Here is a 22,251-nt window from a genome sequence, read left to right as displayed (position 1 = left end):
CATCGGCATTCCTGAGCTTGAGGCGCGAATCAAGGCCGGCAGTTTCAGCGAGATCATTCTCGCCACCAACCCCACGGTGGAAGGCGAGGCGACCGCCCACTACATCGCCCAGTTGCTGGGCGGCGGTGACCTGGTGCTGTCGCGCATCGCCCACGGCGTGCCGCTGGGTGGCGAACTGGAACTGGTGGACGGCGGCACGCTGGCTCACGCCCTGGCAGGACGCCGGCCGATCAGCAACTGACAGATTCGAACAAGGCCGGAGAGATTCCGGCCTTGTTGCATTCGGGGTCAGCAGGCGCAGCTGATGCCTTGACTGTCGGCACGCCGCGATTCTTCCACTGCGCCAACCAGCGCCAGCCCCTCGTCCAGCCAGCCAGTCACGCCACCGATCATCTCCTTCACCGGCAGGCCCAGCGCTGCGAGCTTGGCGGCAGCGCGGTGCACGCCGTTGCAGTGCGGGCCTGCGCAGTAGACGACGAACAGGGTACCCGCCGGAAACTGCGCCATGCGTCGTGCGTCGATCTCCCGTGTTGGCAGGTTCAGCGCGCCGGGTACATGGCCATGGGCGAAGGCAGCGGCGTTGCGCACATCGAGCAGGACGAAATCCTGCTCGCCATTCTGCAGGGCGTCGTTCACGTCCGAGCAGTCGGTCTCGAAGGCCAGCCGATGGCTGAAATGGACAAGGGCGTCGGCGGGCAGGGCGGCGGGGAATTGGCTGACAAGGCTGGGCATGACAAGGCTCCTGGGGAAGATGGGACCACTGTATGCAGCCGCGAAAGCCGGCTAAAGTGGCGGCCTGGACAGTGATCGGAAGTTTTCCGCCAAATGCAGCGTGATCCCCTCGCAGTGGCCGTTCTCGCTTACGACGGCCTGTGCACCTTCGAATTCGGCATCGCCGTTGAGATCTTCGGCCTGCCGCGCCCGGAATTCGACTTTGCCTGGTACCGCCACCGCATCGTTGCCGTCGACGCCGGACCGATGCGCGCCATGGGCGGCATCCACGTGCTGGCCGATGGCGGGCTGGAGGCGCTCGAAACGGCTGGCACTATCATCGTGCCGGGCTGGCGGGACCGCGCCGAGGCGCCGTCCGCCGAGCTGGTACAGGCGCTGCGCAAGGCCCACGACCAGGGCGCACGGCTGCTGTCGATCTGCTCGGGCGTCTTCGTCCTGGCAGCCACCGGTTTGCTCGACGGCCAGCGTGCCACCACGCACTGGCGCTATGCCGAGGAGCTGGCCGAACGCTTCCCTGGCATCGAAGTGGATGCGCAAGTGCTCTATGTCGATGCCGGACAGGTGATTACCTCCGCTGGCAGTGCAGCGGGCATCGATGCCTGCCTGCATCTGGTGGCGCGGGATTTCGGCGTACAGGTGGCCAATAACGTGGCTCGCCGGCTGGTCATGTCGCCGCAACGCGCTGGCGGCCAGGCGCAGTTCATCCCCGCGCCCGTGGCCCAGGCGCCCCGGCACGATCTCGCCGGGCTGCTGGATTGGGCCCGCCAGCGTCTGGACCGATCCATCTCGGTGGGCGAACTGGCCAGCCGCGTGGCAATGAGCGAGCGCACTTTCCTGCGCCGCTTCAGCGAAGCCACCGGTATGACGCCCAAGGCGTGGTTGCAGCACGAGCGTATGGCGCGAGCCCGTGAACTGCTGGAAGGCAGCACCGACAGCGTTGGGCGAATCGCCGAGCAATGCGGCTTCGGCACCGTGGAGAGCTTCCGCAACGCCTTTCGTGGCTCGGCCGGGGTGGCACCATCGATTTACCGCGAGCGATTCGGGACGGCGTATCTGTCCTAGCCGATGGCGGGTGTCTCGCCTTGTAAACCAAGCAAGCGCTAGGTAAGTTTCACGCAAACCGTCTGGAGCCTTGCCATGTCCGTGTTCACCGAGTACTTCGATGACAGCCACCGCCTGGTCCGCGACAGCGTACGGCGCTTCGTCGAGCGGGAAATCCTGCCCCATGTCGCTGACTGGGAGGAGGCCGAGGAGTTTCCCCGCGAGCTGTACCGCAAGGCCGGCGAGGCGGGCATCCTTGGCATTGGTTATCCGGAAGCGCTTGGCGGCAGCCACGAGGGCGATCTGTTCGCCAAGGTGGCAGCCAGCGAAGAGCTGATGCGCTGCGGCTCCGGTGGGCTGGTGGCGGGGCTGGGCTCGCTGGATATCGGCCTGCCGCCCTTGATCAAGTGGGGCCGCCCGGAGCTGCGTGAACGCATCGCGCCGCAGGTGCTGGCCGGCGAGAAGATCATGGCGCTGGCGGTCACCGAGCCGTCCGGCGGCTCCGACGTGGCCGGCCTGAAGACCCGCGCCGTGCGTGATGGCGACCACTACCGCGTGAGCGGCAGCAAGACCTTCATCACCAGCGGCGTGCGTGCCGACTACTACACCGTGGCCGTCCGCACTGGCGGCGACGGCTTTGGTGGCGTCAGCCTGCTGCTGGTGGAGAAGGGCGCTCCCGGCTTCACGGTCAGCCGCAAGCTGAAGAAGATGGGTTGGTGGGCATCGGACACCGCCGAACTGTTCTTCGACGACTGCAAGGTGCCGGCGGAAAACCTGATCGGCGCCGAGAACATGGGCTTCGCCTGCATCATGGCGAACTTCCAGAGCGAGCGCCTGGCGCTGGCGATCATGGCCAACATGACTGCGCAACTCGCCCTGGACGAAGCGCTGGCGTGGTGCCGCGAGCGCGAGGCGTTCGGCAAGCCGATCGGCAAGTTCCAGGTGCTCAAGCATCGCTTGGCGGAAATGGCCACTCAGGTCGAAGTGTCCCGAGAGTTCACCTATCGGCAGGCGGCGAAGATGGCGGTGGGCAAGAGCGTGATCAAGGAAATCTCCATGGCCAAGAACTTCGCCACCGACATCGCCGACCGGGTGACCTACGACGCGGTGCAGGTGCTGGGCGGCATGGGCTACATGCGCGAGAGCCTGGTGGAGCGGCTGTACCGCGACAACCGCATCCTCTCCATCGGTGGCGGCACGCGGGAGATCATGAACGAGATCATCGCCAAGCAGATGGGGCTTTGAGATGCCCTGGGGTTCAGGTGAAGTCCATACCGTAGCGCGTCTTGCCGCAATGCAGGCAGCGGAAGTGATAGATCGCCGGGTTGCCCGCTGGCTCGTAGTGCTCGATCACCTGTAGCCAGGTTTTTTCCGGCCAGCCGAAGTCGGCGAAGTGCCCGGCCAGCTCGGCGGCGCCGAGGGCGATGATGTCCTCCCGCCTGGCGTCGCCGTGGAAGGCGCAGGCGTCGCCGCAGCAGTTCAGCCAATGCTCTTGCTGCCAGGAGGCGAACCCCGGCGTGCGTTCGCAGACTTCGCGCACCACGGCATCGGGTACTCCGGCGTCCAGCAGCGGATAGTCATCGGCGAAACTGGCCTCGAAACGCTCTGCAGCGCTGCCGTCGGCGATGCACCAGGGACACAGGCAGTTTTCCGGCAGGTCGTGTCGCGTGTACACCGAGGCGGTGTAGACGTAGCCGCGCTTTTGGCCGCAACACCGGCAGGTTTCTGCCGAGGCCACCACGCTGCCGGTGGAAAGCGGTTCGGGGTGGTAGCGGAAGGTGGGCAGTGTCTGGCTCATGGTCGTCATCCCTGGTGTTATTGCCTGGCAGCGGCTAGCCAGTATAAACAGCGGTTAGTGGATGACAGCCCGACTCGACAATTGAAAAAGCGGCGCCCATCCGGGGGTAAGGGGGATGGGCGCCGGTCCGACAGGGAAAAGGGATTCGTTGCGGCAGAGCCTTACTTGGCCTCGTAACCCTCGGCGGCTGACTTGCGCTTGGGTTTCGGAGCGAAGCGCTTGGCCAGCTTCATGCTGCCGGTGACCACCTTCTGATACCAGACCGGCAGCAGGCGCAACATCACGTCGATGGCGTGGGCGTCCGGGCCGATCAGGATGCGCCGCGAATCACGCTCCACGCCGCGAATGATCACCTGCGCAGCTTTCTGCGGCGTAGTGCGCAGCAACTGGTCGTTGAACTGGGTACGCGCAGCTTCCGCGTTCTGCCCGGTGACCTTGACCATGCTGTCGTTCATCCGCGCGGTCTTGGCGATATTGGTCTTGATGCCGCCGGGGTGAACACAGCTGGCCGAAACGCCTGCGCGCTCCATGTCCAGCTCCTGGCGCAGTGATTCGGTGAAACCGCGTACGGCGAACTTGGTGGCGTTGTAGGCGCTCATGCCAGGCTGGGAGAACAGCCCGAACACGCTGGAAACGTTGACGATGTGGCCGTTACCGGATGCCTTCAGGTGCGGCAGGAAGGCTTTGGTGCCGTAGACCACGCCCCAGAAGTTGATGTTGGTGATCCACTCGTACTCTTCATAGTCGCTGGCTTCCACGGTGCCGGCGTGGGCGACGCCGGCGTTGTTGAACACCAGGTTGACCTTGCCGTGCTCGCGGGCGGCCTTGTCGGCCCAGGCATGCACCTGCTCGCGGTCAGCGACGTTCACGGTGTCGATGGACACGCGCACGCCGGTGGAGGAGAGCAACTGGCGGGTTTCCTCGAGGCCTGCGGCATTCACGTCCGCCAGAGCCAGGTGGCAGCCGCGGGAGGCCAGTTCGATGGCCAGGGCGCGACCGATGCCCGAACCCGCGCCGGTGATCGCGGCAACCTTGTTCTCGAAGTTCTTCATGCCGGCACCTCTTCTGCGTGGCGTTGGGGTTGGACGACAGGGCTGGGCAGCGGCTTGGACTTCAAATGATAGGCGCTGGGATCGAATTGGCTGGTCAGCGCGCGGAAGCGCCAGGTGAAGCCCGGCCACAGGGTGCAGTTGCGCCCGCTCACCGGGTGCAGGTACCAGCTCTTGCAGCCGCCGGTGTTCCACACGCTGTGGTTGAGGCCGCGCTGCAGCTTGGCGTTCCACTGGTCCTGGACGTCGCTCTTGACCTCCACGCTCTGCAGCTCGCGGCGGTCCATCAGCTTGATGGCGCCCAGCACGTAGGTGATCTGCGACTCGATCATGTAGACCATGGAGTTGTGGCCCAGACCGGTGTTCGGGCCCATGAGGAAGAACAGGTTGGGGAAGCCGCGGGTCATGGTGCCCTTGTAGGCTTCCGGGCCGTTCTTCCAGGTATCGAGCAGGTCCACGCCGTCCTTGCCGAATACCACGCCACGCGGGATCGGATCGTTGGCGGTGAAGCCGGTACCGAAGATGATGGCGTCCACCTGCCGCTCGCGGCCGTCGGCGCTGATGATGCTGCTGGCCTTGATCTCGCGGATGCCGTCGACGATCACCGAGGAGTTGGAGGCGGCCAGCGCCGGGTAGTAGTTGTGCGACATGAGCACGCGCTTGCAGCCGATGGTGTAGTCCGGGGTCAGCTTGCGGCGCAGGTCCGGGTCCTTGACCTGCTGGCGGATGAAGCGCTCGGCCAGCCTGCCCACCAGTTTCATCGCCCAGGGCGCGAAGGTGAAGCCCAGCACACGGCCTTCTAGCATGCTGTAGAGGGCGCCGCGCCAGAGCTTCTGTACCGCCGGGAAGTGACGGAAGCGCGCACGTTCCTTCTCGCTGATGGCACGGTCCGGCTTGGGCAGGATCCACGGTGCGGTGCGCTGGTAGAGATCGAGCTTGGCCACCAGCGGCTGGATTTCCGGGACGAACTGGATGGCTGAGGCGCCGGTGCCGATCACCGCCACACGCTTGCCCTTGAGGTCGTAGTCATGGTCCCACTGCTGCGAGTGGAAGGCCTTGCCCTGGAAATTCTCCAGGCCCTTGAGCGCCGGGATAGAGGGAATCGACAGGGCGCCCATGCCCGAGACCACGGCCTTGGCGGTGTAGTGGTTGCCGGCGGCGTCGAACAGGTGCCAGAGCTGCTGCTCATCGCTCCACTCGAAACGCGCCATCTCGGTGTTGAGCAGCGTCTTGTCTTCCAGTCGGTACTTCTTCCAGCAGTTCTCCAGGTAGGCGCGGATCTCCGGCTGGCGGGCGAACATGCGCGTCCAGTCCGGGTTCGGCTCGAAGGAGAAGGAGTAGACGTGGGATTGCACGTCACAGGCGCAGCCCGGGTAGTTGTTGACCCGCCAGGTGCCGCCGACGCCGGCATCCTTTTCGAACAGCAGGAAATCGTTCTCGCCTTCCTGCTTCAGGCGGATCGCCATGCCCAGCCCGGAAAACCCGGTGCCGATGATGGCGACCTTGCAATGTCTGGGGGCAGTCTTTGGTTGGGTACTCACAACCGTACTCATGGCCATGCTCCTGTTATGATTATTGCTGGCGTATACAACTGTCTACGTGATGGAATGTAGACATCTGTATACTTCAGGAACAACCAACCTTAGATGGGGTCGGCCGCCAGACACATGGAAATCGAACAGGAAGAACGGCCAACGCAGGCCGCCGGCAAGCGCGCACTGATCGACGCGGCGCTGCGCCTGGCGGCCAGCCGGCGCAGCCTGAGCAACCTCGGGCTGCGGGAGCTGGCGCGGGAAGCGGGGTTGAACCCGAACACCTTCTACCGGCATTTCAGCGACGTGGACGACCTGGGCCTGGCGATCATCCGCGACATCGCTACCCAGTTGCGCCAGCCGTTGCGCGACCTGCGCCGTGAGGCGGCCGAGCGCGCGCTACCGGGGGCGAGCGCGGCCAGTGTGCCGTTCGGCCTGGACCTGGAGCGCGGCCAGCGCGTCACCCGGGAGACTGTGCGGCTGTTCTTTGATTTCGTCGAGCGCAACCCGCAGGCTTTCATCATCGGCGTGCGCGAGTTGCACGGGCCGTCGCCGGTACTGCGTGAGGCACTGGCGCGGGTGATGGACGAATTCGGCGAGGACATGGCCGAGGACATCCGCCAATTCCATCTGCTACCGGACGTCGAGGTGGGCGAACTGGACCAGCTGTCGCGGCTGATCAGCCGGCAGCTGTTCCAGCAGTCGCTGGACTACCTGGAGCGTCCGCCGGAGTTGCGCGAGGAGGTCTGCGCCCTGGCCCAGCGACAAATCCTGTTGCTCTTCACCGGTGTCGCGGTCCTGCAGACCCTGGGAATGTTGGATAGGCTCTGAGTCTGCTTAGGCTGTCACGGGAGCCTCACCATGTTGCCTTTTCCCCTCTTCGGCGGCTGCGCCTGCGGCGCGGTGCGCTACCGCGTGGATGCGCAACCGGAGGAAATCGGCTATTGCCACTGCCGCATCTGCCAGAAGGCCAATGCCGCGCCGGCTGTTCCGTGGGCGGTGATTCCGCTGGCGGGGTTTGCCTACACCGCCGGCGAACTCGGCCTGTGGCGCTCCAGTGAAGACGGCGAGCGGCGCTTCTGCGTGAAGTGCGGTACGCCCATGGAGTTCCGCGTGCGTGACGGTGAAACGGTAGGGCTGAACATCGTCACCCTGGACGAGCCGGAGCGGATCGAGCCGCAGTGCCACGTATGGTGTTCGTCGCAACTGTCTTGGTTCGACACGGTCGATGACCTGCCGCGGCGCTCCGAGGGCTGAAATGAGCCCGTCGTGGTTCTACAGGCCCAATTGCGCCTTGAGCAGGAGCGCGTAGCCCAGCGCCATCAGTGCCCAGCCGCACAGCGGCCCGAACACCCAGCGCCAGGGCAGGCCGCGTGGGTCGAAGCCCACCCCGTGGACGAAACCGGCGCTGACCCCGAGCATCGCCAGCATCAGCAGGCCATGGCTGTAGCGGCCCTGGGTGTCGAGCATGGCGGCGGGATGGATCAGCAGGACCAGCGCCAGGGGAATCGCCAGCAGCAGTGACAAGGTGCGGCTGGCGGGGTGGCGCAGGAAGGTTGCGTCAGTCGTCGTCACTGTCCAGATCCTGGGTGGTTTCCAGCCACAGCGCATTGATGATGCCGAAGCTGCAGGCCAACAGGACGCCGAGTATCCAGGTGAAGTACCACATGCGGTTGCTCCTTCAGTAGAGTCCGTGGGAGTTGGCTTCGATGTGCTTGCGGTTCAGGCGGCCCCACATCTTCACGTAGCCCCACAGCGTGTAGCAGAGGATCAGCGGTACGAAGATGCAGGCCACGACGAACATGATGCCCAGGGTCTTGTGGCTGGAAACCGCGTCCCACATCGTGAGGCTCGCCGCCGGGTTCTCGCTGGAGGGGAAGACGAAGGGGAACAGCGCGAAGCCTGCCGTGCACAGGGTGCCGATGATCGCCAGGGCGCTGCCCAGGAAGGTCAGGCCGCCGCGCCCGCCGCTGGCCGCGGCCAGGGCCAGCAGGCCGCCGAGGATGCCGACGATGGGGGCGGCGATGGTCGCGGGGTAGGCGTGGTAGTTGGCCAGCCAGCCGGCGTTGGACAGCGCAACTTCCTTGTTCAACGGGTTCAGCACCGCATTGCCGTCGATGCTCGAGAGCAGGGCGAAGCCGTTCATGCCTAGGCTGACCCAGGCACCGGCAGCGATGAAGGTCAGCAGGTAGACCAGTGCGCACAACTGCGCGGCCCGCCTGGAACGCTCAGCCAGTTCTCCGTCGGTGCGCAGCATCAGCCAGGCGCCGCCGTGCAGGCAGAGCATGCTCAGGCTGACCACTCCGGCGAGCAGGGCAAAGGGGTTGAGCAGGGCGAAGAAGCTGCCGTGGTAGGACGGCCGCATCATCTCATCGAGGCTGAAAGGCAGGCCCTGGAACAGGTTGCCGAAGGCCACGCCGAACACCAGCGCCGGGACGAAGCCACCGACGAACAGCGCCCAGTCCCAGACCGCACGCCAGCGCTGGTTTTCCAGTTTGCTGCGGTAGTCGAAACCGACGGGGCGGCAGAACAGGGCGAAGAGCACCAGCAGCATCGCCCAGTACAACCCGGAGAACGCGGTGGCATAGACCATCGGCCAGGCGGCGAACAGGGCGCCGCCGGCGGTGATGAACCAGACCTGGTTGCCGTCCCAGTGCGGGGCGATGGTGTTGATCGCCACCCGTCGTTCGCTGTCGGTCTTCGCCACGAAGGGCATCAGTGCCATGGCGCCCATGTCGAAGCCATCGGTGAGGGCGAAACCGATCAGCAGCACTCCGATCAGCACCCACCAGGTCAGTTTCAGCGTTTCGTAGTCCATGATCGTCTCCTTACGCCGTGGCCGCGCCGCTGGCCGCATGGCCCTGCTCGAAGTGGTAACGGCCGGTGTGCAGGCTCGATGGACCGAGGCGGGCGAACTTGATCATCAGGTACATCTCCACCACCAGCAGCAGGCTGTAGAAGGCGATCAACGCCAGCAGCGAGCCCCAGACATCGCCGGTGCTGAGGCTGGAAGCGGACAGGTGCACCGGCAGTACCTCACCGATGGACCAGGGCTGGCGGCCGTGTTCGGCGACATACCAGCCGGTCTGCGCGGCCAGCCAGGGCAGTGGCAGGCTCCACAGCGCCCATTTGAGCAGCCAGCGCTTGCGCTCCTCGTTCTTGCGCGCCGAGGCATAGAACGCACAGGCGAACAGAGCGAGCATGAGGAACCCGCAGCCGACCATGATGCGGAAGCTGAAGAACAGGGTGAACACATCGGGGATGGTGTCGAGGGTGGCCAGGCGAATCTGCTCTTCGGTCGCGTCCATCACCTCGGGCGTGTACTTCTTCAGCAGCAGACCGTAGCCGAGGTCGTTCTTCACCTGATTGAACTGCGCCAGGGTAGCCTCGGATTTGTCACCGCCGCGCAGCTTCTGCAGCAGGGCATAGGCGGTCATGCCGTGACGGATGCGCGCCTCGTGCTGCGCCAGCAGGTCCTTGATCCCGGTGACCTCCTTGTCCAGTGAGCGAGTGGCGATCAGGCCGAGCACATAGGGGATCTTGATCGCATAGTCGGTGCGCTGCTCCTCCTGGTTGGGCAGGCCGATGAGCGTGAAACCGGCGGGGGCAGGATGGGTTTCCCATTCCGCCTCGATGGCGGCCAGCTTGGTCTTCTGCACGTCGCCGATCTCATAGCCCGACTCGTCGCCAAGGATGATCACCGAGAGGATCGAGGCCAGGCCGAAGGCCGAGGCGATGGCGAAGGAGCGCCGGGCGAAGCCCTGGTCGCGCTTTTTCAGCAGGTAGTAGCTGGAGATGGCGAGGACGAAGATCGCCCCGGTGACGTAGCCGGCGGCGACGGTATGGACGAACTTGACCTGGGCCACCGGGTTGAACAGCAGCGCACCGAAGTCGGTGAGCTCCATGCGCATGGTCTGGAAGTTGAACTCCGCGCCCACCGGGTTCTGCATCCAGCCATTGGCGATCAGGATCCACAGCGCCGAAAGGTTCGAGCCCAACGCCACCAGCCAGGTCACCGACAGGTGCTGGACCTTCGACAGGCGGTCCCAGCCGAAGAAGAACAGGCCGATGAAGGTCGATTCGAGGAAGAAGGCCATCAGGCCTTCGATGGCCAGCGGCGCGCCGAAGATGTCACCGACGTAGTGGGAGTAGTAGGCCCAGTTGGTGCCGAACTGGAACTCCATGGTCAGCCCGGTGGTGACCCCCAGGGCGAAGTTGATGCCGAACAGCTTGCCCCAGAACTGGGTCATGTCCTTGTACACCTGCTTGCCGGTCATCACGTAGACCGACTCCATGATCGCCAGCAGGAAGGCCAGGCCGAGGGTCAGCGGCACGAACAGGAAATGGTACATGGCGGTCATCGCGAACTGCAGGCGCGACAGGTCTACGACGGCTTCGGAAATCATCGGGCGCTCTCCTTCTCGGCGTCGCTCGGGCGGCTGTCGCCGAGCAGGTGCTGGCTGGTGACGCGGGAGCCGTCACCGGGGACGGTAGGCTGGCCGAACCAGACGGCCTTGATGACCAGCAGCAGGGTCAGCTTGATCAGCAGGATGAGGGTCAGCTCACGGACGAGCGGAACCTTCCAAGGGGAGGGGGCTTGGTGGGGCATCTAACCTCCTTGGCTCGCAATTCGTGACATGGTTCTGCATGAGCTGCGCGTTCCATTGGACTCCGGAAACCCTGCTCAGTGTAGTGACTGGTTGTCGCGGTGCGCGGTGAAAATGAAAAACGCCAGGCGATGCCTGGCGTTTTTCGACGTTGAGCGAGGTTTGGCGGTGATCAGCCGGCGAAGTCCAGCTGCTCTTTCCAGCGGGTTTCCAGCGCCTTGGTATCGTGGTCGAAGGGGTGGAAGCCGGGGCGGAAATAGTCCAGCCAGGGGCGGATCAGGTTGACGAAGTAGCCGCGGCGCGGGTGCAGCAGCACGCCCAGGCCATGCTTCCAGCTGCGCCAGTTGAACAGCTGGCCATCGCGGCGCAGCAGGTTGATCTGGAAGCCGGCGATGACGCTGAGGAAGATCACGGTGGTCAGCAGCATGACCGCGGTGCGAGTGAAGTAGCCGCCGTAGACCTGCTGGTAGACATCGTAGGCCACTGCCTTGTGTTCATTCTCCTCGACGGCATGCCACATCCACAGCTTGTACATCTTGTCCGACTTCATCTGGCCGCTCAGGTCTTCGCGCTTGAGCAGTTGTTCGGCCATGGTCGCGGTGAAGTGTTCCAGGGCGCAGGTGATCGCCAGCTGATGCTTCTTGGTGGTGACCTTGCTGATCGATTCGAGCAGCACCTTGATGCGCAGTTCCAGGGTTTCCAGGTCGATGCCGTGCTCGTCGGCGTATTCGTTGTAGGCCGCGTGCTCCTTGGAGTGCATGGCCTCCTGGCCGATGAAGGCGCTGACGTCCTTCTGCAGCTGCGGGTCCTGGATGCGCTCGCGCACCGCACGCACGCTGTCGACGAAGAACTTCTCGCCGTAGGGGAACAGCGAAGACAGGTTGTTCATGAAGTGGGTCATGAAGGGCTGCCCGTCCCACCAGTACTTCGGGGTTTCACTGAAGGTGAAATCCATGCGGCGGACCGGGAAGTTGGCGCGGATCGGCGTGGTACTGGCGTTCATGACTAACTCCTTGTTGTTGTGCGGGCGGGAGCGAGGTGCGTGGCAGGTACGGCACCCAGGCAAGCCCTGTCGTTAGTTCGCGATGCCACCTTCGAATGTGTCATCGGTTGATGTCATGTTCGGAGTCTTGTCGGACAATCGCCAGGTCATTTCCGGCCGCGGCGGGGTCGAATCAGGCCAAAGCGGTCATCACCAGCCATTGGATGGGGCGCCCGTGCGAAGGCCGGAAACGAAAACGGGCGCCGTAGCGCCCGTTTTCGGAAACAGCGCCGATCAGGCTTCGTCGAGGGCGAAGGCGGTCAGGCTGTAGGTGGAAATCTGCGCGTCGTTGAGCTTGGTCGAACCGCCCAGTTCCGGCAGGTCGATGATCGCAGCGGCCTCGAACACGCTGGCGCCCATGCGGCGTACCAGTTGCGCGGCGGCCAGCAGGGTGCCGCCGGTGGCGATCAGGTCATCGAAGATCAGCACGCTGTCGCCTTCGCACAGGCTGTCGGCGTGGACTTCCAGCAGGGCCTCGCCGTACTCGGTCTCGTAGGCCTGGGCCAGTACGTCGGCCGGCAGCTTGCCGCGCTTGCGGAACAGCACCAGAGGCTTGTTCAGTTCGTAGGCGATGATCGAACCGATCAGGAAGCCGCGCGCATCCATGGCGCCGATGTGGGTGAAGTCGGCCTCGACGTAGCGCTGGATAAAGCTGTCGGCGACGAAGCGCAGGGCTCGCGGCGACTGGAACAGCGGGGTGATGTCGCGGAACATGACGCCGGGCTTGGGAAAGTCGGGAACGGCACGGATCACGGACTTCAGGTCGAGTGGGTTGAGGATCATGCTGGATGTGCACCTGATGCGGTTTTTGCAGAGGCCAAAGTATAACGGGCCCGCCGTGTGGCGAGCCCGTTTTCGATGACCGGAAAGTCAACCGGGTGGTCAGCTTTCGGGCAAATCAGCTTTCCAGTTGGCCTCCTGCCAGTGCGCACAGCTCGATGGAGTCGAGGATGTGCACTTCCTTGCCTTCGGCGGCGATCAGGCCGTTCTGCTGGAAGCGGGTGAACACGCGGGAGACGGTTTCCACCGCCAGGCCCAGGTAGTTGCCGATTTCGTTGCGCGACATGGCCAGGCGGAACTGCTGGGCCGAGAAGCCACGGGCGCGGAAGCGCGCGGAGAGGTTCACCAGGAAGGTGGCGATGCGCTCGTCGGCGGTCTTCTTCGACAGCAGCATCATCATCTGCTGGTCATCGCGGATTTCCCGGCTCATCACCCGCAGCAACTGGCGGCGCAGTTGCGGCAGCTGCTCGGAGAGTTCGTCCAGGCGTTCGAAGGGGATTTCGCACACCGAGGTGGTTTCCAGGGCCTGGGCCGATACCGGGTAGCTCTCGGTGTCCATGCCGGACAGGCCGACCAGCTCGCTGGGCAGGTGGAAGCCGGTGATCTGCTCTTCGCCGCCGTCGGTGATGCTGAAGGTTTTCAGCGCGCCGGAACGCACGGCGAAGACGGAACCGAAGGCATCGCCCTGGCGGAACAGGAACTCGCCTTTCTTCAGGGGGCGGCCGCGCTTGACGATCTCATCGAGGGCGTCCATGTCGCTGTGGTTCAGCGACAGGGGCAGGCAGAGGGGAGCCAGGCTGCAATCCTTGCAGTGCGCCTGTGGCAGTGCGCGCACTTTGATGGTTTCGGCCATGAGTGTTCCTTGAATGGGATGGCACACAAAAACCAAGGGTACCGCAGACTGCAAGTCGCGCGCCAGTTGGCGACCTGTCTGAATCGCTGGTTCCAGCGACGGGGATGAGGAAGTGCGGCGGGGTATCGGGGCTTGAATCCTTTCGAAAAGTACTAGGGCAGGGCTGTTCCTACACCCTCGGACGACCGACATATCCTGTATCAATGGGTGCGACAGTTGGTCTCGCACCGTCGGTCGTCTGCGCGGAACTCGGGCGTCAGATGACCCGCGAGAAGCGCTGCAGGTTCTGCATGGGCAGGTAGCGGTCGAACAGCATGCACAGCGAACGCACCAGCAACCGGCCGGAAGCGCTGACGTCTATGCCGCGCGGGCCGAGGGTGATCAGGCCATCGCGGGCGAAACGCTCGAGATCGTCCCAGATTTCCGCGAAGTAGCCGCGGAAGTCGATGTTGTAGAGGTCCTCGATGTCCTCGAAGTCCAGCTGGAAATGGCAGATCAGTTGCTGGATCACGGCGCGGCGGATGAGATCGTCCTTGTTGCAGTGCAGTCCGCGGCGAGTGGCGAGTTGGCCCTGGTCGAGGGTGTTCTGGTAGTCGGCGATGTCATTGCTGTTCTGGCAGTAGAGATCGCCGATCTGGCTGATCGAGGAAACCCCCAGGCCAACGAGGTCGCAGTGACCGTGGGTGGTGTAGCCCTGGAAGTTGCGCTGCAGAGTGCCGTCTTCCTGGGCCATCGCCAGTTCGTCGTCCGGCAGGGCGAAGTGGTCCATGCCGATATAGCGGTAGCCGGCGGCTTCGAGCTGCTCGGTGGTGCGCTGCAGCATTTCCAGCTTCTGCCCAGGGGAGGGCAGGTCTTCGGCCAGGATCCGGCGTTGTGGCGGGAAACGTTCGGGAAGGTGCGCGTAGTTGAACACGGACAACCGGTTGGGCTGCAGGGCAATGACCTGCTCGACGGTGTGGGCGAAGGTGTCCGGGGTCTGTCTGGGCAGGCCGTAGATCAGGTCGATGTTGATCGAGCGGAATTGCAGGGTGCGCGCTGCGTCGATGATGGCGCGGGTCTCGTCCAGGCTCTGCAGGCGATTGATGGCCTGTTGAACATCCAGGTTGAAGTCCTGCACGCCGATGCTGGCGCGGTTGAAGCCCAGCTCGCGGAGCAGGCCCATGGTCGACCAGTCGGCCTCGCGCGGGTCGATCTCGATGCCGTAGTCGCCGAAGTCACCCTCGACGAAGTGGAAATGGGTGCGCAGTTGCGCCATCAGTTCACGCAACTGGCCGGGGCTCAGGAAGGTCGGGGTGCCTCCGCCGAAGTGCAGCTGCTCGACTTGCTGCTGGCGGCCCAGGTGACGGCTGACAATCTCGATTTCGTGGATGAGACGGGCGAGGTAGGGGGCGCTGCGGCCACGATCCTTGGTGATGACCTTGTTGCAGGCGCAGTAGTAGCAGATGTTCGCGCAGAACGGGACGTGCACGTAGAGCGAGAGCGGGCGCTGCGCCTTCTGGCTATCGCGCAGCGCGTGCAGCAGGTCGAAGGGTCCGACTCCTTCGTGGAACTGCACGGCTGTGGGATAGGAGGTGTAGCGCGGGCCGGACAGATCGTATCGGCGTATCAGATCTGCGTCCCAGCGAATATTGTCGAGCATGCCGATGTTCCCCGGTGGCGAGCTTTTCCTGCGCAGTCTAGGGAGAGTCCGATAGAGGCCTGTTGACCTGTATCAAGCGGCTTTATGGTGGGCAATACCGGCGCTGGCGTGCATCTCGTGGCCCATGATCCAGGCCTGGTGCGGGCCGGGCAGGGTCCACAGGCCGAAGAGGATCACCAGGATGCCACCGGCCATGCGCACGCTGCGCTTGCGCAGCAGCGCGGTGATGCGCTCGGCGGCGAGCCCTGTCGCCAGCAGCACCGGCCAGGTGCCGAGGCCGAAGGCGAGCATCAGCAGCGCACTGTCGATGGCCGAGCCCTGGCTGGTGGCCCAGAGCAGGGTGCTGTAGACCAGCCCGCAGGGCAGCCAGCCCCACAGTGCGCCCAGCAGCAGTGCGCGCGGGACGCTGGCGACAGGCAGCAGGCGGCTGGCGAAGGGCTGGATGTGCTTCCACAGGCCGCGACCCAGCGCTTCGATGCGGGTCAGGCCACTCCACCAGCCGGCCAGGTAAAGGCCCATGGCGATCAGCAGCAGGCCGGCGATCACCCGCAACGCTGCGGCGAATGGCGTGCGCGCCACGGCCCAGCCGGCCAGGCCGAGCAGCAGGCCGGCGCAGGCGTAGCTGAAGATGCGTCCGAGGTTGTAGGCCAGCAGCAGGCGCAGGCGACGTCCGCGTTGCTCCGGCGGGATGGCCATGGTCAGCGCGCCCATCAGGCCGCCACACATGCCCAGGCAGTGACCGCCGCCGAGCAGGCCGAGAATCAGCGCGGACGCCAGCAGCGGCGCCAGTTCAGGCATCGCGCTTGTCCTGTTTCTGGCTGCTGTGCGAGGCATCGCCCTCGGCTTCATCGATGCCGGCCTGGTGCTTGGGATCCTCGTCGTCGAACAGGATGCTGTGGGCGGGCCCGTCCATGTCGTCGTACTGGCCGCTGTTCACCGCCCAGAAGAAGATCGCGATGCAGATGCCGACGATCACCACGGCAACCGGAATCATTATGTAGAGAGCGGGCATTTCAACTCCGTGGCAGCGCCTGCGCCGCTTGTGGGGCGGCTGGCAGGGCGGTGGTCGCTGTCGGGGCGCCGGCGCCCTTGGGCAGCCGGGTCAGGCGCAGGGCGTTGAGCACCACGGTCAGCGAGCTGATCGACATGCCCACCGCAGCCCACACCGGCGTAATCCAGCCGAGGGCAGCAAAGGGCAACATCAGCCCATTGTACAGCCCCGCCCAGACCAGATTCTCGATGATGACCCGACGGGTGCGACGAGCCAGGCCGAAGGCCTGCACCACGCTGTCCAGGCGGTTGGACAACAGCACGGCATCGGCGCTGGTCTTCGCCAGATCGGTGGCCGAGCCCATGGCGACGCTGATGTCGGCAGCGGCCAGTACCGGCACGTCGTTCACGCCATCGCCCAGCATCAGCACGCGGTGGCCTTGCTGGTGCAGCTGACGCAGGACTTCGAGCTTGTCATCCGGGCGAAGGCCGCCACGGCAATCGTCGATGCCCAGTTCGGCGGCGACCCGGTCGACCATGGGTGAGCTGTCGCCGGAGAGCAGCAGGGTGCGCCAGCCGCGGGCGCGGCATGCTTCGAGCAGGTCGGCGGCGTCTTCGCGGATGCGATCGTCCAGCACCAGCCAGGCGAGGGCGCCGCTGTCATCGCCCAACAGCAGCCACTGGCCGGGTTCCTGCGGATGCTGGGGCGCGTCGCTGCCGCTCAGGGCGCAGACGAAGGACGGCTCGCCGATGCGCAGGCGACGCTCGCCAACCCGGCCTTCCAGGCCCAGGCCGGGGTGGCTCTCGACATTCTCGGCGGGCTGCGGTGCGCGGCCGAAAGCTCGGGCGATAGGGTGTTCGGAGCGGTTCTCCAGCGCGGCAGCCAGTGCCAGGCAGGTGTCGCTGTCCAACAAGCCCAGCGGGCGCACGGCGCGCAGGGTGAGGCGGCCTTCGGTGAGGGTGCCGGTCTTGTCGAAGATCACCGTGTCGATGTGGTTCAGGCCTTCCAGCACGTGGCCGCGGGTCACCAGCAGGCCGAGCTTGTGCAGGCTGCCGGTGGCGGCAGTCAGGGCCGTCGGTGTGGCCAGCGACAGTGCGCAGGGACAGGTCGCCACCAGCATCGCCAGGACGACCCAGAAGGCGCGGGAAGCATCGTGCTGCCACCAGAACAGGCCGACCACGGCGGACAGCACCAGCAAGGCGATGAGGAACCACTGCGCGGCCTTGTCGGCGAGTTCGGCGAGGCGCGGCTTGTCCGACTGGGCGCGTTCGAGCAGGCGGACGATGGCTGACAGCCGGCTGTCCCCGCCCAGGGCCTTGACCTGTACGGTCAGCGGGCCTTCGACGTTGAGGGTGCCGCCGGTGACGCTGTCGCCGCTCTGGCGCGGCTGCGGCAGGTATTCGCCGGTGAGCAGGGATTCGTCGACGCTGGACTGGCCGTCGAGGATCAGGCCATCGGCGGGGATCACCGAGCCGGGCTGGACCAGCACGCGGTCGCCCACGTTCAGTTCGCTGAGCAGTACGCGGCTGCTCTGGCCGCTGCCGTCCAGGCGCAGGCAGGAGGCGGGCAGCAGATTGACCAACTGGGCGGTCGCGGCGGCGGTGCGCTCGCGGGCGCGGCGTTCCAGGTAGCGGCCGGCGAGCAGGAACAGGGCGAACATGCCGACGGCGTCGAAGTACAGGTCGCCGTGGCCGGTGACGGCGGTCCAGATTCCAGCCAGGTAGGCGCCGCCGATGGCCAGGGACACCGAGACATCCATGGTCAGGTGGCGGGTGCGCAGGTCGCGCACGGCGCCACGGAAGAACGGCTGGCAGGAGTAGAAGACGATGGGTGTGGTGAGGAACATCGCCACCCAGCGCAGGATTTCGTGCAGCTCGGGGCTCAGGTCGATGTTGAATTCCGGCCAGGTGGCCATGGTCGCCATCATTGCCTGGAACCACAGCAGGCCGGCGACGCCCAGCTGGCGCAGGGACTTGCGGTTCTCCTGGTGCAACTGTTCGGCGGCGCGGTCCGGCTGGAAGGGGTGCGCGGCGTAACCAATACGGCGCAGTTCGGCAAGCAGCTCGCTCAGCGGCAGCTCGTTGTCGGACCAGCGCACATGCAGACGGTGGTTGGACAGGTTGAGACCAGCCTCGGCGACGGCGGGCAGGCCCTTGAGGTGTTTCTCGATCAGCCAGCCGCAGGCGGCGCAGCTGATGCCTTCCATGATCAGGGTGGTCTCGGCGAGATCGCCCTGATGCTGGACGAAGGGCTGCTGAACGTCGGGGCGGTCGAACAGCTTCAGCTCGTCGACGAGCTGTTCGGGCAGGGCGTCAGGGTTGGGGGCGGCTTCGGTGCGGTGGCGGTAATAGCCTTCCAGGCCGCCGGCAACGATAGCCTCGGCCACGGCCTGGCAACCCGGGCAGCAGAATTCGCGGGTTTCGCCGAGTACTGGCGCAGTGAAGCGGCCGCCGGGCGGGACCGGCAGCGCGCAGTGGTAACAGAGCAGCGCGGCGCTCATGGGCGCTCGGCTTCATCTCCGCTGAGGGGCTCGTCGCCGAGGTCGAAGGTAGCGCCGGGAGCGACCTTTTCTTCCTCGAACAGACGCCAGGTCTTGCCGTTCTCCTCGCCGAGCAGCTCGACGAAGCGGCGGCCCTTCACGGCGGCATCCAGGCTGGCGGTGTAGCGGCCCGGCTCGGCGGGGCTGGCGCGCAGTTCCAGGTGCTTGTCCTGGGATTCCAGGGTGGGGGAGAGCAGGTTCAGGGTAAGCGTGGCCGGATGGCTGTCGCCCGTGAGGCGCAGGTCCACTTCGCCGGTCAGCTCGTCGAAGCTGATCTTCGCCCGCAGCTTGAGTTGCTGGGCGAGGTGCTCGCGGTCAAGGGAGCGGTTGATGCCCTTGCCGGCTTCGTAATAGTTGTCGCTGACCAGGGAGTCCTGGTTGTTCACGGCGATATTGACCATCGTCAGGCTGAGGAAGATCGAGGTGGCCAGCATGGCGATGATGATCCACGGCCAGAGGTGCTTGTACCAGGGTTCCACGGGTGTCTTCATGGCCGATTGCATGCTCTTTGATCTCTCGCTGGCGGCGCCTTGCGGGACGCCGCCCGGTGAAGGGGCGGGCGAATTCTACGTCCTTGGATCGCTACTGGCACCCCATGTGCAACATGGGGTGCCAATTCGTTCAGCATTGGTTCAACGAACACGCGGACCGATGAAGCGACTGGTGGATTCCTTACTGATGGACGGGTCGTCCACCGACTGGATGGTAAAGCTGATCTCGTTGGTGGTGGAGGGCAGCTTCTCCGGGTCGATGGAGAGTTCCACCGGCATGCTGAAGATGTCCCCGGCCGCGACCGAGATTTCCTTCTTGCCTTCCAGGATCAGGCCATCCATGCCTTTGGCGCTGAGTACGTAGGTATGGTCCTTCTGGTCCTTGTTCATGACCTTGAGGCTGTACACGTTCTCGATGCGGCCTTCGGCGTTCTCGCGGTAGAGCACGCGGTCCTTGCTGACGTCGAAGCCCACCAGCGGGCGCAGGAGGATGGCGGTGATCAGCAGGCCGATCATGATGCACAGGGCGATGGCGTAGCCGATCAGGCGCGGGCGCACCAGATGGGTTTTCTGCCCGGACAGGTTGTGCTCGGTGGTGTAGCTGATCAGGCCACGCGGGTAGTTCATCTTGTCCATGATGCTGTCGCAGGCGTCGATGCACGCCGCGCAGCCGATGCATTCGATCTGCAGGCCGTCGCGGATGTCGATGCCGGTCGGGCAGACCTGAACGCACATGGTGCAGTCGATGCAATCGCCCAGACCCTGGGCCTTGTAGTCGGCGCCTTTCTTGCGCGGACCACGGCTCTCGCCACGCCGCGGATCGTAGGAGACGATCAGGGTGTCCTTGTCGAACATCACGCTCTGGAAGCGCGCATACGGGCACATGTAGATGCACACCTGCTCGCGCAGCCAGCCGGCGTTGCCGTAGGTGGCGAGGGTGAAGAAACCGACCCAGAAGTAGGCCCAGCCGTCGGCTTCGCCAGTGACCAGTTCCATCAGCAGTTCGCGGATGGGGGCGAAGTAGCCGACGAAGGTCAGGCCGGTGACCAGGCCGATCAGCAGCCAGAGGCTGTGCTTGGCGACCTTGCGCAGCAGCTTGTTGCCGCTGAAGCCGGCCTTGTCGAGCTTCATGCGCTGGTTGCGGTCACCTTCGGTGACTTTCTCGCACCACATGAAGATCCAGGTCCACACGCTCTGCGGGCAGGTGTAGCCGCACCAGACGCGGCCGGCGAACACGGTGATGAAGAACAGGCCGAACGCACTGATGATCAGCAGCCCGGAGAGAAGGATGAAGTCCTGCGGCCAGAAGGTCGCGCCGAAGATGTAGAACTTGCGCTCGGGCAGATCCCAGAGGACCGCCTGGCGACCGTTCCAGGTCAGCCATACGGTGCCGAAATAGAGAAGGAAGAGGAGGGCGCCCCCGGCCAAGCGGAGGTTGCGGAAGAACCCGGTAAAGGCTCGGGTGTAGATCTTTTCCCGGGAGGCATAAAGGTCGACGCTTTCACCCTTGCCCTTGGTGGGCGGAGTGACGTCCTGGACCGGAATCTGTTTGCTCATCAGTGCATTCCACGGCAGCGGGAGGGCGCCCTGTCGATACATGCCGAGAGGGTCAGAAATATGCTTGCACGCCTAACAATGATACGGCGTGGTGGGTGTTGCAACGGTGCGACAGTTGGTCGCGCAAGGAATTATGGACCCAGAAATAGAGCGGCGCCGGTGTAGAAACCGGCGCCGCTGGGTGTCGCTATGGGTGTAGGAAAGGGAGGCTTATTCGGCGCTCTTCTCACCTTCGCCATGTGACAGGCTGTACACGTAGGCAGCCAGCAGGTGGACCTGGTCTTTACCCAGACGCTCCAGCTGAGCCGGCATCTGGCCCTGGCGGCCGTAGCGGATGGTCTGCTGCAGCTGGGCGAAGCTCGAGCCGTAGATGAACGCGGCCGGGTGGGTCAGGTTCGGCGCGCCCATGGCCGCAGTGCCTTTGCCTTCAGCGCCGTGGCAAGCCACGCAGTTGGTGGCGAAGATCTTCTGGCCGTTGGCGACCTGCTCGTCAGTCACGCCTTCGGGCAGCTTGCGGCCGTCGAGCTTGGTGGTGACGAAGGCTGCTACATCATGAACGCCGGCATCGCCGATGACTTCGCCCCAGGCCGGCATGGCCGCGTGGCGACCGCCTTCGATGGTGGCGATGATGTCCTTCGGCTCGCCGCCCCAGCGCCAGTCGGCGTCGGTCAGGTTCGGGAAGCCGTGGGCGCCCTTGGCGTCGGAACCGTGGCAGACGGAGCAGTTGGAAGCGAACAGGCGGTTACCCATTTTCAGGGCCTGCTCGTCCTTGGCCACATCCTCGATCGGCATGGCGCCGAACTTGGCGTACAGCGGGCCGTACTTCTCATCGGCCTTGGCCATTTCCTTTTCCCACTGGTGCACACCGGTCCAGCCCTGTTCGCCGTTGGCGAATTCGGCCTTGTCCTGGTAGCCCGGCAGCAGGCCCTTCCAGTTGCCCAGGCCCGGGTACAGGGCCAGGTAGGCGAGGGCGAAGATGAAGGTGGCCACGAACAGCATGAACCACCACTTCGGCAGCGGGTTGTCGTACTCCTCGATGCCGTCGAAGGCATGGCCGACGGTCTCGTCGGTGGCTTCGTTGCGCTGACCGCGACGGGTGGCGAACAGCAGCCACGCCAGGGCGAAGATGGTGCCCAGGGTAAGTACGGTGACGTACAGACTCCAGAAGGTTGTCATTCTTTGTTGCTCCTAGAAGCTTGCTCTTGCTCGACGTGCTTTTTGGCGACCGGGTCATCCGCGAAGGGCAGCAGGGCGTCTTCGTCGAAGCGCTCCTTGCGTTTGCCACCGTAGGCCCAGAGCAGGACGCCGACGAAGGCGACCATCACTACTACAGTGCCGATACCGCGAATGGTCCCGATATCCATCACTGTCACCGTTTGCTCTTGATGATGGTGCCGAGGCCTTGCAGGTAGGCGACCACAGCGTCCATCTCGGTCTTGCCTTTGACGGCATCACGAGCACCGGCGATGTCTTCGTCGGTGTAAGGCACGCCCAGCGTACGCAGGGCTTCCATTTTCTTCGCGGTGTCCTTGCCGTCGAGCTTGTTCTCCACCAGCCAGGGGTAGGAGGGCATCTTCGATTCCGGGACCACGTTGCGCGG

Annotated in this window: 26 protein-coding genes; 5 read left to right on the top strand and 21 right to left on the bottom strand. The window is 64.8% G+C overall.

Features of this window, described 5'->3' with window-relative positions:
- Window positions 1-241 (top strand): toprim domain-containing protein (locus A9513_RS09645; RefSeq protein ID WP_141678368.1); only part of this gene is annotated, 241 nt, incomplete at its 5' end.
- A 47-nt stretch (window positions 242-288) separates the two neighbouring features.
- Here the strand turns inward: A9513_RS09645 and A9513_RS09640 are convergent.
- Entirely contained in the window at window positions 289-732 is a 444-nt protein-coding gene (locus tag A9513_RS09640) for a rhodanese-like domain-containing protein (RefSeq protein ID WP_024763919.1), read from the bottom strand.
- Between the two features lie 93 nt (window positions 733-825).
- Here A9513_RS09640 and ftrA point away from each other — a divergent pair, with 93 nt between their 5' ends.
- Together ftrA and A9513_RS09630 are read left to right on the top strand one after the other, a co-directional pair.
- A complete protein-coding gene (gene ftrA / locus A9513_RS09635) occupies window positions 826-1,794 on the top strand; it encodes a transcriptional regulator FtrA (protein ID WP_065084588.1) in 969 nt (322 codons plus the stop codon).
- 75 nt (window positions 1,795-1,869) lie between these two features.
- Entirely contained in the window at window positions 1,870-3,018 is a 1,149-nt protein-coding gene (locus A9513_RS09630; protein WP_065084587.1) for an acyl-CoA dehydrogenase family protein, read from the top strand.
- A gap of 13 nt (window positions 3,019-3,031) precedes the next feature.
- Here the strand turns inward: A9513_RS09630 and A9513_RS09625 are convergent, their stop codons facing one another.
- The 3 genes from A9513_RS09625 to A9513_RS09615 form a co-directional block, all read right to left on the bottom strand.
- Window positions 3,032-3,571 (bottom strand): CbrC family protein, encoded by a 540-nt coding sequence (locus A9513_RS09625; protein ID WP_024763922.1) that lies wholly within the window; start codon window positions 3,569-3,571, stop codon window positions 3,032-3,034.
- Between the two features lie 161 nt (window positions 3,572-3,732).
- Window positions 3,733-4,623 carry an SDR family oxidoreductase gene (locus tag A9513_RS09620; RefSeq protein ID WP_065084586.1) on the bottom strand — a complete coding sequence of 297 codons (891 nt, stop codon included), beginning with the start codon at window positions 4,621-4,623 and terminating at the stop codon, window positions 3,733-3,735.
- Window positions 4,620-6,173 carry an NAD(P)/FAD-dependent oxidoreductase gene (locus A9513_RS09615; RefSeq protein ID WP_065084585.1) on the bottom strand — a complete coding sequence of 518 codons (1,554 nt, stop codon included), beginning with the start codon at window positions 6,171-6,173 and terminating at the stop codon, window positions 4,620-4,622. The genes A9513_RS09620 and A9513_RS09615 overlap by 4 nt, the downstream gene beginning before the upstream one ends.
- A gap of 114 nt (window positions 6,174-6,287) precedes the next feature.
- On the opposite strand from A9513_RS09615, the gene A9513_RS09610 reads away from it, so the two are divergent.
- The gene (locus tag A9513_RS09610) at window positions 6,288-6,983 is read left to right on the top strand and encodes a TetR family transcriptional regulator (RefSeq protein ID WP_083196068.1); all 696 of its coding nucleotides are present in this window, start codon (window positions 6,288-6,290) and stop codon (window positions 6,981-6,983) included.
- Window positions 6,984-7,013: 30 nt separating this feature from the next.
- Window positions 7,014-7,409 (top strand): GFA family protein, encoded by a 396-nt coding sequence (locus A9513_RS09605; protein ID WP_065084583.1) that lies wholly within the window; start codon window positions 7,014-7,016, stop codon window positions 7,407-7,409.
- Window positions 7,410-7,427: 18 nt separating this feature from the next.
- On the opposite strand, the gene A9513_RS09600 is transcribed toward A9513_RS09605, so the two are convergent.
- The 17 genes from A9513_RS09600 to A9513_RS09520 form a co-directional block, all read right to left on the bottom strand.
- On the bottom strand, window positions 7,428-7,727 hold the full coding sequence (locus A9513_RS09600) for a cyd operon YbgE family protein (protein WP_065084582.1): 300 nt from the start codon (window positions 7,725-7,727) through the stop codon (window positions 7,428-7,430).
- The gene (gene cydX, locus A9513_RS09595; protein WP_024763928.1) at window positions 7,714-7,821 is read right to left on the bottom strand and encodes a cytochrome bd-I oxidase subunit CydX; all 108 of its coding nucleotides are present in this window, start codon (window positions 7,819-7,821) and stop codon (window positions 7,714-7,716) included. The genes A9513_RS09600 and cydX overlap by 14 nt, the downstream gene beginning before the upstream one ends.
- Window positions 7,822-7,833: 12 nt before the next feature.
- A complete protein-coding gene (cydB, locus tag A9513_RS09590) occupies window positions 7,834-8,973 on the bottom strand; it encodes a cytochrome d ubiquinol oxidase subunit II (protein ID WP_065084589.1) in 1,140 nt (379 codons plus the stop codon).
- A gap of 7 nt (window positions 8,974-8,980) precedes the next feature.
- Window positions 8,981-10,558 (bottom strand): cytochrome ubiquinol oxidase subunit I, encoded by a 1,578-nt coding sequence (locus A9513_RS09585; protein ID WP_065084581.1) that lies wholly within the window; start codon window positions 10,556-10,558, stop codon window positions 8,981-8,983.
- On the bottom strand, window positions 10,555-10,761 hold the full coding sequence (gene cydP, locus A9513_RS09580; RefSeq protein ID WP_065084580.1) for a cytochrome oxidase putative small subunit CydP: 207 nt from the start codon (window positions 10,759-10,761) through the stop codon (window positions 10,555-10,557). Before cydP ends, A9513_RS09585 begins: the two co-directional genes overlap by 4 nt.
- A 170-nt stretch (window positions 10,762-10,931) precedes the next feature.
- Window positions 10,932-11,762, bottom strand: a complete 831-nt coding sequence (locus A9513_RS09575; RefSeq protein ID WP_024763932.1) for a metal-dependent hydrolase — start codon at window positions 11,760-11,762, stop codon at window positions 10,932-10,934.
- 273 nt (window positions 11,763-12,035) lie between these two features.
- A complete protein-coding gene (locus A9513_RS09570; RefSeq protein ID WP_024763933.1) occupies window positions 12,036-12,584 on the bottom strand; it encodes an adenine phosphoribosyltransferase in 549 nt (182 codons plus the stop codon).
- A gap of 115 nt (window positions 12,585-12,699) precedes the next feature.
- Complete coding sequence (gene anr, locus A9513_RS09565; RefSeq protein ID WP_024763934.1) at window positions 12,700-13,434, bottom strand: transcriptional regulator Anr; 735 nt, start codon at window positions 13,432-13,434, stop codon at window positions 12,700-12,702.
- 256 nt (window positions 13,435-13,690) lie between these two features.
- The gene (gene hemN / locus A9513_RS09560; RefSeq protein ID WP_024763935.1) at window positions 13,691-15,073 is read right to left on the bottom strand and encodes an oxygen-independent coproporphyrinogen III oxidase; all 1,383 of its coding nucleotides are present in this window, start codon (window positions 15,071-15,073) and stop codon (window positions 13,691-13,693) included.
- A gap of 72 nt (window positions 15,074-15,145) precedes the next feature.
- Window positions 15,146-15,871, bottom strand: a complete 726-nt coding sequence (locus tag A9513_RS09555) for a sulfite exporter TauE/SafE family protein (RefSeq protein WP_024763936.1) — start codon at window positions 15,869-15,871, stop codon at window positions 15,146-15,148.
- A complete protein-coding gene (gene ccoS, locus A9513_RS09550) occupies window positions 15,864-16,085 on the bottom strand; it encodes a cbb3-type cytochrome oxidase assembly protein CcoS (RefSeq protein ID WP_024763937.1) in 222 nt (73 codons plus the stop codon). Before ccoS ends, A9513_RS09555 begins: the two co-directional genes overlap by 8 nt.
- 1 nt (window position 16,086) lies before the next feature.
- Window positions 16,087-18,564 carry a heavy metal translocating P-type ATPase gene (locus A9513_RS09545; RefSeq protein WP_065084579.1) on the bottom strand — a complete coding sequence of 826 codons (2,478 nt, stop codon included), beginning with the start codon at window positions 18,562-18,564 and terminating at the stop codon, window positions 16,087-16,089.
- Window positions 18,561-19,094: a FixH family protein gene (locus A9513_RS09540; protein ID WP_240157971.1), complete on the bottom strand. Its 534-nt coding sequence runs from the start codon at window positions 19,092-19,094 to the stop codon at window positions 18,561-18,563. Before A9513_RS09540 ends, A9513_RS09545 begins: the two co-directional genes overlap by 4 nt.
- Before the next feature lie 141 nt (window positions 19,095-19,235).
- Entirely contained in the window at window positions 19,236-20,651 is a 1,416-nt protein-coding gene (ccoG, locus tag A9513_RS09535) for a cytochrome c oxidase accessory protein CcoG (protein ID WP_038803520.1), read from the bottom strand.
- Window positions 20,652-20,861: 210 nt separating this feature from the next.
- The gene (ccoP, locus tag A9513_RS09530; protein ID WP_024763939.1) at window positions 20,862-21,827 is read right to left on the bottom strand and encodes a cytochrome-c oxidase, cbb3-type subunit III; all 966 of its coding nucleotides are present in this window, start codon (window positions 21,825-21,827) and stop codon (window positions 20,862-20,864) included.
- On the bottom strand, window positions 21,824-22,015 hold the full coding sequence (locus A9513_RS09525; RefSeq protein WP_024763940.1) for a CcoQ/FixQ family Cbb3-type cytochrome c oxidase assembly chaperone: 192 nt from the start codon (window positions 22,013-22,015) through the stop codon (window positions 21,824-21,826). The genes ccoP and A9513_RS09525 overlap by 4 nt, the downstream gene beginning before the upstream one ends.
- 5 nt (window positions 22,016-22,020) lie before the next feature.
- Window positions 22,021-22,251 (bottom strand): cbb3-type cytochrome c oxidase subunit II (locus A9513_RS09520; protein ID WP_176707227.1); only part of this gene is annotated, 231 nt, incomplete at its 5' end.

Source organism: Pseudomonas sp. AU12215 (assembly GCF_001675465.2).
In the GTDB taxonomy this organism is placed as follows: domain Bacteria; phylum Pseudomonadota; class Gammaproteobacteria; order Pseudomonadales; family Pseudomonadaceae; genus Pseudomonas; species Pseudomonas nitroreducens.
Note: the sequence above shows the minus strand (reverse complement) of the source record. Positions and strands in the feature narration are given on the sequence as shown.